This window comes from Cryobacterium sp. N19, from assembly GCF_002929595.1.
Classification (GTDB): domain Bacteria; phylum Actinomycetota; class Actinomycetes; order Actinomycetales; family Microbacteriaceae; genus Cryobacterium; species Cryobacterium flavum.
This window is the reverse complement of record NZ_PJJR01000047.1, coordinates 93,775-108,560: the sequence shown is the minus strand read 5'-3', so window position 1 is coordinate 108,560 and position 14,786 is coordinate 93,775. Positions and strand designations below refer to the sequence as shown.

The 14,786-nt window shown below is 67.4% G+C and carries 11 protein-coding genes; 7 read left to right on the top strand and 4 right to left on the bottom strand.

What is annotated here, in order from left to right; translation table 11 throughout:
* Positions 1-513: 513 nt before the first annotated feature.
* Both CXY78_RS05920 and CXY78_RS05915 read left to right on the top strand, forming a co-directional pair.
* Positions 514-1,566, top strand: a complete 1,053-nt coding sequence (locus CXY78_RS05920; RefSeq protein ID WP_104088555.1) for an NAD(P)-dependent alcohol dehydrogenase — start codon at positions 514-516, stop codon at positions 1,564-1,566.
* A gap of 344 nt (positions 1,567-1,910) precedes the next feature.
* Positions 1,911-2,603 carry a DUF1345 domain-containing protein gene (locus CXY78_RS05915; protein ID WP_092341635.1) on the top strand — a complete coding sequence of 231 codons (693 nt, stop codon included), beginning with the start codon at positions 1,911-1,913 and terminating at the stop codon, positions 2,601-2,603.
* 142 nt (positions 2,604-2,745) lie between these two features.
* Here the strand turns inward: CXY78_RS05915 and CXY78_RS05910 are convergent, their stop codons facing one another.
* Both CXY78_RS05910 and CXY78_RS05900 read right to left on the bottom strand, forming a co-directional pair.
* Positions 2,746-4,527 (bottom strand): phospho-sugar mutase, encoded by a 1,782-nt coding sequence (locus CXY78_RS05910; protein WP_104088624.1) that lies wholly within the window; start codon positions 4,525-4,527, stop codon positions 2,746-2,748.
* 401 nt (positions 4,528-4,928) lie between these two features.
* Positions 4,929-5,762: a purine-nucleoside phosphorylase gene (locus tag CXY78_RS05900; protein ID WP_104088552.1), complete on the bottom strand. Its 834-nt coding sequence runs from the start codon at positions 5,760-5,762 to the stop codon at positions 4,929-4,931.
* Between the two features lie 182 nt (positions 5,763-5,944).
* Here CXY78_RS05900 and CXY78_RS05895 point away from each other — a divergent pair, with 182 nt between their 5' ends.
* The gene (locus CXY78_RS05895) at positions 5,945-7,381 is read left to right on the top strand and encodes an NAD(P)H-quinone dehydrogenase (protein WP_092341605.1); all 1,437 of its coding nucleotides are present in this window, start codon (positions 5,945-5,947) and stop codon (positions 7,379-7,381) included.
* 48 nt (positions 7,382-7,429) lie between these two features.
* Here the strand turns inward: CXY78_RS05895 and CXY78_RS05890 are convergent, their stop codons facing one another.
* Both CXY78_RS05890 and CXY78_RS05885 read right to left on the bottom strand, forming a co-directional pair.
* Positions 7,430-9,202 carry a biotin carboxylase N-terminal domain-containing protein gene (locus CXY78_RS05890; protein ID WP_104088622.1) on the bottom strand — a complete coding sequence of 591 codons (1,773 nt, stop codon included), beginning with the start codon at positions 9,200-9,202 and terminating at the stop codon, positions 7,430-7,432.
* 85 nt (positions 9,203-9,287) lie between these two features.
* Positions 9,288-9,938, bottom strand: coding sequence for a nucleoside triphosphate pyrophosphatase (locus tag CXY78_RS05885; protein WP_174774993.1), 651 nt, complete (start codon positions 9,936-9,938; stop codon positions 9,288-9,290).
* 85 nt (positions 9,939-10,023) lie between these two features.
* Here CXY78_RS05885 and CXY78_RS05880 point away from each other — a divergent pair, with 85 nt between their 5' ends.
* The 4 genes from CXY78_RS05880 to CXY78_RS05865 are packed head-to-tail and all read left to right on the top strand — an operon-like array spanning position 10,024 to position 14,504.
* Positions 10,024-11,340, top strand: coding sequence for a class I SAM-dependent RNA methyltransferase (locus CXY78_RS05880; protein WP_092341606.1), 1,317 nt, complete (start codon positions 10,024-10,026; stop codon positions 11,338-11,340).
* Positions 11,341-11,378: 38 nt separating this feature from the next.
* Positions 11,379-12,086, top strand: coding sequence for a response regulator transcription factor (locus tag CXY78_RS05875; protein ID WP_092341607.1), 708 nt, complete (start codon positions 11,379-11,381; stop codon positions 12,084-12,086).
* Complete coding sequence (locus tag CXY78_RS05870) at positions 12,079-13,458, top strand: sensor histidine kinase (protein ID WP_104088550.1); 1,380 nt, start codon at positions 12,079-12,081, stop codon at positions 13,456-13,458. The genes CXY78_RS05875 and CXY78_RS05870 overlap by 8 nt, the downstream gene beginning before the upstream one ends.
* A complete protein-coding gene (locus CXY78_RS05865; RefSeq protein WP_233197437.1) occupies positions 13,455-14,504 on the top strand; it encodes a hypothetical protein in 1,050 nt (349 codons plus the stop codon). Before CXY78_RS05870 ends, CXY78_RS05865 begins: the two co-directional genes overlap by 4 nt.
* The last annotated feature ends 282 nt before the right edge of the window (positions 14,505-14,786 follow it).

The following is a 14,786-nucleotide window of genomic DNA, read 5'->3' as shown; positions in this document are numbered from 1 at the left end:
CATTGTGGACGGGGCCCAGGCCCCGTCCACGGGCCCAGTTTATAAGCTGGGCCCCGGGCTATAAGGTGGGCCCGGCGTGCCGATTCCCCCCTTGGAACTTTCCGGGCCCGGTCCCGGAAACCGGGCCCATGATAGATCATGTGCCCGGTCCCCGAAGGTGGGCCCGGCACCCGCACGCCGTCGCCCACTCGGCGAGCGCCGCAAAATGGATACCCGCCAGCGCGAGCACGCCGCGCGGCGGCATCCGCTCGCCGAGCCGTGAGTTTCAGCCCGGTTTAAGCAAAAATGGCCTGAAACTCAAGGGTCGGCGAACGAAACTCACAGCTCGGCAAAACTGACGCTACCGCTCCCTCAAACCAACGGAAGCGGATGCCGCAGCCCAAGCCGCGCCGCGGCATCCGCTCACGACGCTGTGGCATCGTTTCGCGACCAGTACGGCCAGGCACGAGGAGTACGGTTATATGCGTATACATGTACTGACCTAATTGCCTGAAGCATTAGAAAGAAGAGAAAATGCGCGCCGTCGTATTTGAGGCTTGGAAGACTTTCCCGACTTTGAAGGACATCGAGAAGCCCACACCCGGTCCGGGTGAAGTGCTGCTGAAGGTGGCCGGTGCGGGCGCGTGTCACTCCGATGTTGCCGTGTACAGGGATTTCGAGGCAGCCACAGCGCCCCCACAGCTCGCGCCCAGTTATGTGCTGGGTCACGAAAACTCCGGCTGGGCCGAAGAGCTCGGGGAGGGAGTCGAGGGCATCACCCTCGGCGACGCCTTCCTGGTCTATGGCCCGATCGGCTGCGGACACTGCGTGGCGTGTTCCCGGGGCGAAGACACCTACTGCTCCAACGCTGCCACGATGCCGTACCTGGCATCGGGCCTCGGCCGCGATGGCGGCATGGCCGAATACATCGTGGTTCCGGCACGCAATCTGGTGCCGCTCGGCGATGCCGATCCAATTGCGGCCGCGCCGTTGTCGGACGCGGGCCTCACGCCGTATCACGCGATCAAGAATTCCCTGCCAAACCTCGCTGGCGGCGGCAAGTTCGCCCTCGTTGTCGGGCTGGGCGGCCTCGGCCAGGTTGCCGTGCAGATCCTCACGGCGCTCACCGGCGCCACCGTGATCGCGACCGATTCCAAAGCGGATGCCATGACTCGCGCAGAAGCGCACGGCGCCATCACCGTGGCCAGCGGCCCGGACCAGGCCGCGAAGATCCGCGAAATCACCGGTGGACGCGGCGTCGACGCCGCCTTCGATTTCGTGGGAATCGCCCCGACCATCGCCCTCGCCACCTCCGTCATGGCGACCAAGTCGCGCCTCACCGTCGTGGGGATCGCGGGGGGAAAGTACGAGTGGTCATTCTTCACCACGCCCTACGAGTCCACCTTGACGAACACCTATTGGGGAACCATCGAGGACCTCTACGAGGTCGTGGCCATGTACAAGGCCAGGCAGATCACGCCCGATGTCGAACTCTTCGCCATGGAAGACGCCCTCGAGGCGTACCGCAAGCTCGAAGCCGGAGAACTCACCGGCCGCGCTGTCGTCGTGCCGCACCTCGCCCGGTAGCCCGCCGCTGGCTGCGCGCCGGCGGAGGCGTGGCATCCGCTGCACCGTGGACGGGGCCCAGGCCCCGTCCACGGGCCCAGTTTCTAAACTGGGCCCCGGGCCATAAGGTGGGCCCGGCGAGCGGATTCCCCGCCACCCCGCCTTCCGGGCCCGGTCCCGGAAACTGGGCCCATGATCAATCGTGGGCCCGGTTCTCGAAGGTGGGCCCGGCGCGCCGATGCCGCCCTCACGCCGCTGACCGGCCGCGCCGCGCGACTCCGAAACCCCGCACTCCTCCTAGTCCGAAACCCCGCACGGCGCGTGGGCACGCCCAATGACCGCACGACGGGCCTATGCTCAGCGGCATGAGCGACAATGTGAAGCAGGGTGCCAGGGCCGAACATCGCTGGCCGGCCGTACTCGGGTTGCTGATTGCGCTCGCGCTCTACGCGACGCTGCCCAGCACGTTCCTCCCCGGCCTGCGCTACACGGTCGTCGCCATCGGTATCGCCCTGCTGATCCCGCTCATCGCCCTGAACCCGCATCGGCTGCACCGGGAGACCCGCTGGTCGAAATATATCGCCACTGGCCAGGCCTTTCTGCTGGTCGTCGCCAACGAGGTCGCGCTCGTGCAGCTCGTTATCCAGCTCACCTCGAGCGGCAAGAGTGACGGCCCGACCCTGCTGCTCGCGGCGCTGCAGGTGTGGGTGACCAACGTGATTGCGTTCGCCCTGGTCTACTGGGAACTCGACCGCGGCGGCCCGGTCTCCCGGCGGCATGCCGACCGTGCGGACTTTCCCCCGGCCGACTTTCGCTTTCCGCAGGACGAGGACCACGACGCCATCGACGAGGTCGCGGCCCGCTCCTCGCGGCGCATCGGCTGGGTCGCGTCATACTTCGACTACGTGTACTTCTCGCTGTCCAACTCCATGGCGTTTAGCCCGACCGACACGATGCCGCTCTCGCTGCGCGCCAAGTCGCTCATGGCGCTTGAATCGTTCGGCGGCTTCGTGCTGCTCGCCCTCGTGATCGCCCGGGCGGTCTCCCTGCTCGGCTAGCCGCCCCCGAACCACCGCGCCGCGGACGGGGCCCAGGCCCGAGCCCTGGGCCCAGTTTATAACCTGGGCCCGTGGACGGGGCCTGGGCCCCGTCCATGAAAGCCCGAGCACTGAGCAGCGCCCGCGCGCCCAGCCGCACCACCTACGCGATCAGCGCTCGCATGCCCCGATCGAGCTCATCGAGCGCCGCCTGCGCCGCAGCGCGCCGCTCGACCAACGTACCGACCGTGCTGCGGGTGTCGATGTACACCTTAAGTTTCGGCTCGGTTCCGCTCGGGCGCACCATGACGCGCGACCCGTCCGTCAAACGGATGCGCAACACGTCACTCGGGGGAAGGTCGCCCAACCCCCAGCGAAAGTCGTCGATCTCGTCGACCCGAATGCGCCCGACGTGGGTCGGCGGGGACTCCCGCAGACGCGTCATCACGAGCGCGATCGTGGACAGTTCGGACACCCGCACTGAGATCTGACCCGACGCGAAGTGTCCGAACTTCTCGCTGAACAGGTCCAGGTAGCCGGCGAGAGTGGTCCCCTCCGACTTGAGGTCGCTCACCAGCGAGAGCAGCGCGACCGCGGCCGAGATGCCGTCCTTGTCGCGCACGGTCTCCGGGTTGACCAGATAGCCGAGCGCCTCTTCGAAGCCGTAAATCAGGTTAGGCACCCGCGATACCCACTTGAAACCGGTGAGGGTTTCCACGAAACGCAGGCCGTAGGCATCCGCTACCGCGTGCAGGGCGGGAGACGACACGATGGAACACGCGAGTGCGCCGGCCTCCTCAGTGATAACAGCGTCAGGGTCAGAACCAGCCAGCGCAGCGGCCCGCCAGCCGAGAATCGCGCCGACCTCGTTGCCGCTCAATCGACGGTAGCCGCTCGCGCTGGACAGATCGGGGATGGCCACGGCGAGGCGGTCCGCATCCGGATCGTTGGCGATGATCAGCTCGGCGCTCACCTCGCGGGCGGTCTCGTAGGCGAGATCCATGGCGCCGGGCTCTTCCGGGTTCGGAAACGCGACGGTCGGAAATGCGGCGTCCGGGGCGATCTGCGCGTCGACCAGAGTCGGCAGGTCGAAGCCGGCCTTGACGAGCACGCGGCGGGTGGTATCCCAGCCGACCCCGTGCATTGCGGTGTACACCGCGTTCACCTGCGCGCGCGGCGTGTGCGCGATGCCGGCTGTCGCCGCGATGTAGGCGAGCACGACGTCTTCCTCGGCGGTCTCATACGTCCCGCGCGGAAGCTTCAAGACGTGCTCGTCGGCGGCGACGCGCAGAATCTCGTCCGAGATCGCCTTGTCGTCGGGGGAGACGATCTGCGCGCCGTTGTTCGCGCCGCCCAGATACACCTTGTAGCCATTGTCATTGGGCGGGTTGTGCGACGCGGTCACCATCACACCGCAGCTCGCGTCGAAGTGCCGCACCGCGAACGCGAGAACGGGCGTCGGCAGCAGACGCGGCAAGAGGATGGCGCGCACCCCCGCGCCCGCCATCAGCGCCGCCGTGTCGGTCGCGAAGACGTGCGAGTTCTTGCGTCCGTCGTAGCCGACGACCACCGATGGCGTCACGCCGGGCGCTGCGTGCCGGCGCAGGTAGGTGGCGAGGCCGGCCGCGGCCTGCGAGACGAGCACGCGGTTCATGCGGTTCGGTCCGGCGGAAATTTCACCGCGCAGCCCGGCCGTGCCAAAGGCAAGGCGGGTGTCAAAGCGCGAGTGTAGGTTCGACAGGGCCACCGTGTCGCCATCGTCGACGGCATTGATGAGAGCGCGCAGCTGCGCCTGCGTCTCCGGATCGGGATCCTGATTCAGCCAGGACCTGGCCGCCTGCAGCAGCGCCGCTGTGCGGTCGCTCGGAGTCTCCGGCGCCTCGTGCGCGACCGGAGCCGTTGCGAGGTCGTCGACATCGTCGTTTGCCGTGCCATCAGGGCTCATCGTCTGGATGGCAACGGTCCGTTCTGAGCCGGCATCGTCGCTGTCGTGCACGATGGTCTGCATGGCGACGGTGGGCTCGGAGCCGGCATCGTCGCTGTCCTGCACGATCGGCAGGGCGCGGGTCGGGGTGTGCACTTCGTCGGCCGCGTCGGGGTCGGTGACGTGCGGCGCGGCATCCGAGGTGGCTGGCTCCGAGGTGGCTGGCGGCGTTGCGGGCGCGGTAACGGGCGCACCGACGGGCGCAACGACCGGCGCGGTGACCGGCGCAACGACCGGCGCAGTGACCGGCGGGGCCGAAGGGGTCACGTCGGCCGCGGCATCCGCTGGCGGGCCGGAATGGCGACCGCCGCTGCGCGAAACCGTCGGGGCGTCGTTCTCGGAATCGCCACGCTCGCTGCCGGTCACAGCTTGGCCACGATCCGGGCGAGGAGCGCGCTGATCACGGGTTCGGCCAGCGCGCCGGCCTCGATCACTTCGCCGTGACTGAGCGGGGTCTTCTGAATGCCGGCGGCGAGGTTGGTGATGAGCGAGAGCCCGAGAACCTCCATGCCGGCCTGCCGGGCCGCGATGGCCTCGAGCGCGGTCGACATTCCCACGATGTGGCCACCGATGGCCTTGGCCATCTGTACCTCGGCGGGCGTCTCGTAGTGCGGCCCGCGAAACTGGCAGTACACGCCCTCGTCGAGGGTTGGGTCGATGCCGCGCGCGAGATCGCGCAGTCGCTTCGAGTACAGGTCGGTCAGGTCGACGAAGTTCGCGCCCTCGATCGGGGAATCGGCAGTCAGGTTGATGTGGTCGCTGATCAGTATCGGGGTTCCGGGCTTCCACGATTCACGGATGCCGCCGGCCCCGTTGGTCAAAATCATCGTTGTCGCACCGGCCGCCGCCGCCGTGCGCACACTGTGCACAACCCGGCGCACGCCGTGGCCCTCGTAGTAGTGCGTGCGGGCGCCGATCACGAGGGCGCGCTTGCCTCCGGGAAGCAGGATTGAGCGCAGCGTGCCGGCGTGGCCGTCCAGCGCTGGAGCGCTGAACCCGGTGATATCTGCGGCGGCCACGGTGTGCGTGGTCTCGCCGATCAGGTCGGCGGCCTTGGCCCAGCCGCTGCCGAGGGTGAGAGCGATGTCGTGCCGGGGCACTCCCGTGATGCCGGCGATCTCCGCAGCGGCCGAACGTGCTGCCTCAAACGGATCTGTTTCGGGCAGGTCTAACGGGTTGATCTCGTTCGTGAACATTTCACTACTCTAGAACCCCCACCTTGAGCACGGAGATTCTGCGCGAATTCTGCTCATCGGCGCGCCGAACGGCCGTCGAAACGGTCATTCGGCGTGTTTTCGCCCTTTTCGAGGGACAAACCGGGCTCCGCGGACGGCGAAGCGGTTTTGTGGGGGCTCGGCGCCTTGAGAGAATGGAGTACATGGCCTATGAGTTCGAACGCAAGCAGCGCATCGCAGTACTAGGCGGTGGGCCCGGCGGATACGAAGCGGCCATCGCCGGAGCACAACAGGGTGCTGACGTCACCCTCATTGAAAGCGTCGGTGTCGGCGGTTCCGCCGTGATAACGGATGTCGTCCCCTCCAAATCCCTCATCGCCACGGCCGAGGCCTCGAACTCGATCGGCGAGGCCACCGACCTCGGCGTGCAGTTCTTCGTGCGCGGAGAAACGGGCAAGCCCCTGCGCCCGGAAGTGGCCATCAACCTGGCCGCCGTCAACAAGCGCCTGCTCGCCCTCGCCCGCCAGCAGTCCGAAGATATGAAGGCCACGCTCATTCGCGCCGGCGTGCGCTACGTACAGGGCCACGGACGCCTCGACGGCACCACCGGAATCATCGTCGCCACCTCCGGCGACTCGACCGCCACCGACTTCGACCGCATCGACGCCGACACCCTCGTGGTCTCGGTCGGGGCGAGCCCCCGCGTGCTGTCCTCCGCACTTCCCGACGGGGAGCGCATCCTCACCTGGACCCAGCTCTACAACCTCAAGGCCATCCCCGAGCACCTGATCGTGGTCGGATCGGGCGTCACCGGCGCCGAGTTCGCCTCCGCCTATCGTGCCCTCGGCGCCAAGGTCACCCTCATCTCCAGCCGCGACCAGGTTCTGCCCGGTGAAGACGCCGACGCCGCCAACGTCATCGAAAACGTCTTCAAGCGCAATGGCATGACGGTGCTGTCCAAGTCGCGGGCCTCCTCGGTGGAACGCACCAAGACCGGCGTCATCGCCACCCTCGAAGACGGACGCACGGTCGAGGGCAGCCACTGCCTCATCGCCGTCGGCTCCATTCCGAACACCGCCAACATCGGGCTGGAGCAGGCCGGCGTGCAGATCACCGACTCCGGTCACATCCAGGTCAACCGCGTCGCCCGAACCTCGATTCCGAACATCTACGCGGCCGGGGACTGCACGACCGAGATTCCGCTGGCATCCGTTGCGTCGATGATGGGCCGCACCGCCGTCTTCCACGCCATGGGGGACACCGTCAACCCGATCGAGATTCGCAACGTGGCCGCGAACATCTTCACGCAGCCCGAGATCGCGACCGTCGGCTACACCCAGAAGCAGATTGAAGACGGACTCGCCCAGGGCGAGATCTACAAGTTGCCCCTGTCGCAAAACCCGCGCGCCAAAATGATGGGAATCAAGGACGGCTTCGTCAAGCTGTTCGCCCGCACCGGCAGCGGCACGGTCATCGGCGGCGTCATCGTTGCCCCCAAGGCCAGCGAGCTCATCTTCCCGCTCGCCCTCGCCGTCGAGCACCGCCTCACCGTCGACGAGGTTGCGCGAACCTTCCCGGTCTACCCCTCCCTGACCGGCTCCATAACGGATGCTGCGCGAGCGATGCACGTAGTCCTCTAGTTCCTCAATCCCCGCGCCTGCTCGAAAACGAGGCGCGAGGGCTGAAGGCTAGGCGGCGTCGGAGACCGTCAGCAGCACCGAGCCGGAAGAGACCGTCTCGCCGACGACGGCGGCGACGTTGCCCACGGTGCCGTCGCGGTGCGCGACGAGGGGCTGCTCCATCTTCATGGCTTCGAGCACGAGCAGCAGGTCGCCCTTGACGACCAGGTCGCCCTCGGCGACGAGGAGCTTCACGATGGTCGCCTGCATCAGCGCCTTGATGGCGTCTCCGGTGGCGGTGTCGACGGAGTGCAGGCCGCCGCGACGCTTCGGTGCTGGTCCCACCGAACGAGCGCTCGCGCCGCCGGGAAGCAGACGGGTGGGCAACGTCACCTCGATGCGGCGTCCCTCCACCTCCACGACGATACTGTGGCGCTTCTGCTCGCCCGGGGCGTCTTCCATGCTGCCGCTCCACGGTTCGATGTCGTTCTCGAACTCGGTCTCAATCCAGCGGGTGAAGACCGTGAAAGGCTTGCCATCGGTCGGCGCGAAGGCCGGGTCGCGCACGACCTTGCGGTGAAAGGGCAGCACGGTGGGCAGGCCGGCCACCTCGAACTCGTCGAGGGCACGGCGCGAACGCTCGAGCGCTTGTTCACGGGTTGCGCCGGTGACGACGAGCTTGGCGATGAGCGAGTCGAACGATCCGCTAATCACATCGCCCGACTGCACGCCGGTGTCGACACGCACGCCGGGCCCGCCGGCGGGCTTGAAGACGTGTACCGGGCCGGGGGCGGGCAGAAAGCCGCGGCCGGCATCCTCTCCGTTGATGCGAAATTCAAAGGAGTGAGCGGATGCGACCGGGTCGCCGTAGGTCAGTTCGCCGCCCTCTGCGAGGCGGAACTGCTCACGTACCAGGTCGATGCCGGTGACCTCTTCGGAGACGGTGTGCTCGACCTGCAGGCGGGTGTTAACTTCGAGGAACGAGACGGTGCCGTCCTGGCCGATCAGAAACTCGCAGGTTCCGGCGCCGAGGTAGCCGACCTCTTTCAGAATTGCCTTGGACGCGCGGTACATCTCGGTCGTTTGCGCTTCGGTGAGAAACGGTGCCGGCGCCTCTTCGACGAGCTTCTGGTGCCGGCGCTGCAACGAGCAGTCGCGGGTCGACACGACGACGACGTTGCCGTGCATGTCGGCGAGGCACTGGGTTTCGACGTGGCGGGGGGAGTCGAGATACTTCTCGACGAAGCATTCGCCGCGACCGAAGGCTGTAATGGCCTCCCGAGTGGCGGAGTCGAACATTTCGGCAACCTCGTCGCGGGTGCGGGCCACCTTGAGGCCGCGGCCGCCGCCACCGAAGGCGGCCTTGATCGCGACGGGCAGGCCGTGCACGTCGACGAAGGCGAGCACCTCGGCGGCATCGCTGCACGGGTTCAGGGTGCCGGGCGCCATCGGTGCATTGACCTTTTCGGCGATCTTGCGGGCCGAGACCTTGTCGCCGAGCTGCTCGATGGCCTCGGGCGACGGCCCGATCCAAATGAGGCCAGCGCCGATCACGGCGCGGGCGAAGTCGGCGTTCTCGGCCAGAAAGCCGTAGCCGGGGTGCACGGCGTCAGCGCCGCTCCGGCGGGCGATCGACAGAATCTTGTCGATGACCAGGTAAGTTTCGGCGCCGGTGGTGCCGTCGAGACCGTACGCCTCGTCGGCTAGACGGGCGTGCAGAGCGTCGCGATCCTGGTCGGCGTAGACGGCGACAGAGAGAATTCCACTGTCTTTCGCGGCACGGATGACCCGAACGGCGATCTCGCCTCGGTTGGCGATGAGGACCTTCGTTATGAGTGACACAATCACTTAGCCTATTGCCCGCCGCCGCATCCCTTTTGGTTCTGTCCCACAAAAAGACCCGGCAGATTCTTGCGGATGCCTACAACTAGAGTGCTCCGGGGCGATTCCACAGGGTCGGCCACTCGTGTCCGAGGGCGCGCACCAGCCGCCGCAGCGTCGGTAGCGACAGCCCCACCACGGTCGACGGATCCCCGACGATACTCGTAATAAAGGGAGCACCGAGACTGTCGATCGTGAAGGCCCCCGCCACGAACAATGGCTCCCCGGTGGCAATATAGGCGTCGAGCTCGGCGTCGTCGAGGTCGTCGGCGAAGGTCACCTCGGCCACCGCGACCGCGCCGATCGCCCGCCCGGGCCGGCCATCAGCGACCTCGATCAGCCAGTGCCCGGAATACAGCGTGCCGGTGCGACCGCGCTGGCGCTCCCACCGCTCGCGGGCAGCATCCGCTGTGTGTGGCTTGCCGTAGATGACGCCGTCGAGCACGAAGACCGAGTCGCCGCCGAGCAGCAGGCCGGTCAGCGGTTCGTCCAGCCGAGCGGATGCCGCTGCCTCCGCTTTCGCGCGCGCCAGCAGCTCCACGAGCACTCGCGGCTCGAGCGCCGAGCCCACAGCGGCTTCAGTCTCGGCGACGAGCCGAGCCTCGTCCACCTCGGGGTTGATCAGCACCGGTTCGATGCCGGCCGCGCGCAGCAGGGCCAGGCGAGCCGGAGAGGTGGAAGCCAGATAGAGGCGCATGGTGATCCTTTTCAAACGGGGCGTAAGCATCCATTCAAGCAGGCGGCAACCCGCAGCCCGGCAAACGGTGTGGGATCATCGTTAGATGAGCAACACGAGTCACCAGCCCCAGGCCTCCGAGCCGACATTGTCTGCCAGTGTCGGCGACGAGCTTGAACTGAACATCACCAACGTCGCCCACGGCGGAATCTTCATCGCCCGCCACGAGGGCCGCGTCATCTTCGTCAGCGACACCCTGCCCGGCGAACGGGTGCGGGCCCGTCTCACCGAGGCCAACCACAAGAGTTTCTGGCGGGCCGAAACCGTCGCCGTCATCGACGCCGCCCCCGAACGGCAGCCGCATATCTGGAGTGCGGCATCCATTGACCGCGCCCCCGAAAATCGGGCCGGCGGCGCCGAGTTCGGCCACATCGAACTCGGCTTCCAGCGCGAACTCAAGCGCCAGGTACTCGCCGACGCCCTGAAGCGCATGGCCGGGCTCGCCACCGACGTCGTGGTCGAGCCGGTCGCGGTCAGCGTCAAGGCCAGCCCCGGCGACGCGATGGACGGCACCGGATGGCGCACCCGGGTCAGCCTGCACGTGGCCGCCGACGGAACCATCGGCCCGTACGCCGCCCGCAGCCACCGGGTGATTCCGGTCGACGACCTGCCGCTCGCCGAACACGAGCTCGAACTGCGCGCCCCGCTCGACACCCTGTTTCACAACGCAGCTCAAGTGGACCTGGTCGCGCCAAGCAAGGGCGACGTGCAGGTGCTGGTCTCGGCCAAAGACAGCAACGGCAAGCCCAAGCGGGTGCCGCACGGTCTCATTCACGAGATCGTCGCCGACCGCGAATTCGAGCTGGACCGCTCCGGATTCTGGCAGGTACACTCCATGGCCGCCGACACGCTGTTCCACGCGGTGCAGAACATCATCGATCCGTCGTCGTTCGACCCGCGCGCCTCCAACCTCGACCTCTATGGTGGTGTCGGACTGCTCGCCGCGGCCGTCGGCGATAAATTCGGCCCGACGACCCGCATCACCTCGGTCGAAAGCGACCCCGAAGCTGTCGCGTTCGCCGCCCGCAACCTCAAGGAATGGGCCGGTGCCACCGCCGAGGCCGACCGCGTCGACCGATTTCTGCAGCGCCTCTTGCGCGAAGCGGATGCCGCCGAACGCGCCCGTCTCGCCGCCGCCACGGTGGTGCTCGACCCGCCACGCTCCGGAGCGGGCAAGGCCGTCGTTGACCAGCTCGTCGCCATTGCACCGCAACAAATCGTCTACGTGGCCTGCGACCCGGTGGCTCTGGCCCGTGACGTGGCCCTGTTTGCGAAGCAGGGTTACCAGCTGAAGTCCCTGCACGCCTTCGACCTGTTCCCCAACACCCACCACGTCGAAGCCGTCGCGCTGCTCTGCAAATAGCTATCGTTGTACCCAAACAACCCGAAGGCAGCCCTACCGTGAGCAACACAGCAGCAGATCCCGTACCAACCACCCCCACCGACGCGCCCGTTCGCGTCGGTATTGTCGACGACCACGAGTCGGTACGACTGGGCTTACAAGCCGCCTGCGAGAACGCCGGCTACGAAGTTTTGTTCGCGGCAGCAACCGCGCAGGCGCTCGTCGCCGGCCTGGCCGGCCGCAAGTGCGACGTGATCGTGCTCGATCTTTCCCTCGGTGACGGGTCGCTCGTCACCGACAACGTGCACCTCGTGCAAACCACCGGCTCCGCCGTACTCGTGCACAGCATCGCCGACCGGGTCGCCTCGGTGCGGGAAGCCCTCGCTGCCGGCGCGGCCGGGGTCATCCCCAAGTCGTCGCCGACCACCACGGTCATGGCGGCCGTCGCATCCGTTGCCCGCGGCGACGTGCTCAACAACCTCGAGTGGGCCACCGCCATCGACGCCGACCGGGACTTCGCCAAGGCGCAGCTCGGCCGCCGCGAACGCGACGTGCTGCACCTCTACGCTTCGGGCCTGCCGCTCAAGATGGTCGCCATGCAGTTGGGGATCGCGCACTCCACCGCCCGCGAATACCTCGATCGCATTCGCGTGAAGTACGTCGAGGTCGGTCGCCCCGCGCCGACCAAGGTCGACCTGCTGCGCCGCGCCGTCGAAGACGGAATCCTGCCCGGGCTCGACGCCACCGAAGCTGACCGCGGTGTCTAAACGGGCCGCCCGCCAGGGCGACCGCAACCGCCAGGGCACCCTGGTCTCCACGGCAACGCAGCCATTCACGGCCGTCGGTGACGACGCACTCGAGACCGACGGCAGCCTGTTTGGCCACGCCCGGCAGCCGCGCAACCCGATCAGCCACGCGCAGATCGAAATCGTGCTGTCGCGATCGGTGGCCGCCGTCGCGGTGATCTTTGCCCTGCAGTCCGTACCACTTATGCTCGAGCAACTGTCCAGCCGAAAAACCGAGGCGGCCATCCCTCTCGCCGGGCTGCTCGGCCTGTCGATCCTGGTGTTCGTCTTCGCGACTCTCCTGCGACGTGGCATTCGCAGCTCCGCTGCCGTGGTGAGCGGCATCTACCTGGTCGCGCTCCTGGTCTGGCCGCTGGTCATGATTGATCCCACCCTCGTGCTCGCGAGCAAACCGTGGCTGTGGTTCATGTGCACTGTCGCCACCTCCTGTGCCGCCATCGCCCTGCCGTTGTTCTGGGCCGTCGCCTACACCGTGATCACCCCGGTCGCCTTCGGACTCGTGCGGGTGCTGCCGTCCGGCGGCGAGGCCGAGACCGTGCTCGCCGTGCTCGACACGTTCTATGCAATGTTGCTCGGCGGCACCGTGCTCATCATCATCTATGTGCTGCGCGAGGCCACGGCCAAGGTCGATTCCGCCCAGTCCAATGCGCTCGCAAAGTACTCCGTGGCGGTGCGTCATCACGCCACCGAGGTGGAACGTGTCGAGGTTGATTCCATCGTGCACGACAGTGTGCTCGCGACCCTGCTCTCTGCGGCGGGCGTGCGCAATGCCAGGGGCGCGGAACTGGCCGCCGCCATGGCTCGCAGCGCCATCATCCGCTTGCAGGAAGCCAACGGCGAGCGCAATCTTGACGATGCGTCCGTCGCCGTCAGCAAGTTGGTCGCGCGCATCCGCTCCGCCGCGACCGCGACGGGCGTGTTCACCGTGACCGAGCTCTGCGTGGATGGCCTCAGCATTCCGGAGCATGTCGCCGAGGCCCTCTACTCGGCCAGTGTGCAGGCCATGGTCAACAGCGTGCAGCACGCGGGTCCCGCACAATCGCGCAGCGTCACGGTGGGCGGTAACGACCAGAGCGGATGCACGATCGACATCAGCGACACCGGCCGCGGTTTCGACGTGTCCACCGTCGCCAGCGGCCGCCTGGGCTTGCGGGTGTCGATCCATGACCGGGTGGCCACCGCCGGCGGCGTGGCAGTGCTGCGCACGAGCCTGGGCCAGGGCACGACCATCACCATCACCTGGCCACGGCCCGGTGAGGCGGGCGAGCCGATCGCCGACCAGCCAGCCGAGGCGAAGGGCGCGCTGTCCGGGCGCGACGCGGGCGGCCAATGATGACCGGCGTCGTCGTTGTCTCCCGTGCCCTGGCCCTCATCGTGGCGGCCTTCTTCTCTGGCTATCACGTGCTGCTCGGCGTATATTCGCTCGACACACCGCATTCGGCAGCGCCGATTTTCGCTGCCATGGGCCTGTATCTCGTGGCGACGGTTGCGAGCCTCTGGCCCTCCAAGCCGATGCGCATGTCGCTGCCGCTGGCCCTGTTCAATGTGGGTGTCTCGGTGGCGATTCCGCTGATCGTGGGCAGCCAGCTCGACGGGTCCTCCGGCAGGCTGGGGTACGCCACCTGGTACGTGGCCGCGGTGGGCACCTTGATGACGATCACCGCCACCCGCAAGCGCCCGCAGCTGGCCCTGCTGGGGGTCGGCGCGCTCGTCGTGCACAGCGTCATCTGGGCCGGCGTCGGCGAGCTGGGGCACATGGGCGTCATTGGCAGCGTGGTCTGGGTGGTCGCTGCCGGGCTGCTCTCTCGAGCCCTCGTGAAGGCCAGCCGGGATGCGCGCCAGTATGCGCGGGCCGAGCGTGAGGCGAGCGGATGGCATGCCGCCCAGGAGGCTCACCTCTACGAGCGCCAGGTTCGGCTGACCCAGACCATGCGCCTGGCCATGCCCATGCTGCGCCGCATCAGCGAGAGCGACGGCGATCTGAGCGAGGCCGACCGCCAGGAGTGCCGGCTGCTCGAAGCGGCAATTCGGGACGAAATCCGCGGGCGGCGTCTGCTGAACCACGCCGTGCGCGAGCAGGTCATGGCCGCCCGGCGACGGGGTGCGAGCGTCACCCTGCTCGATGAAGGCGGGATCGACGACCTCAGCGGATCTGAGCTCGAGATCGTGCTCAACGCCCTCGCGACGGCCATCGGCCGCACGAACGCGGATAAGATCATCGCCCGCACGTCGGCCGACAGCGCGACCATCGCGGTGACCGTGGTGGGCCTGAACAGCCCCGACCCGGCCGTGAGCGCCCTCGGACCGGACTCATCCGGCGAAGAAGAAGTCGACCTGTGGATGGAGATCCCTCGGCGGGCAGCGACTGCCGTGGTCTGACGGGGGCGTGACTGGCCGCGTGCCGGGGTGCTTGACGGGCGGCGAAGTAGGTGGCGTGACGGACCATCCGCTGGTGGGAACGCGAAAGGGGATCAGCCGAAGCTGATCCCCTAACGACTATTCGAGAAAGGACGCCAACCCGAATGGCATCCGTTCTCGCCCCCAACACATTCGCTCGCTTACCCTAGTCAGCGAATGATTGGTGGTGAAACTCCAGGAGCGTCACCGAGCACCTTCAGTCTGTACTATCCCCGCTGCCCGCACAGTCGGCATTTAGGAGGA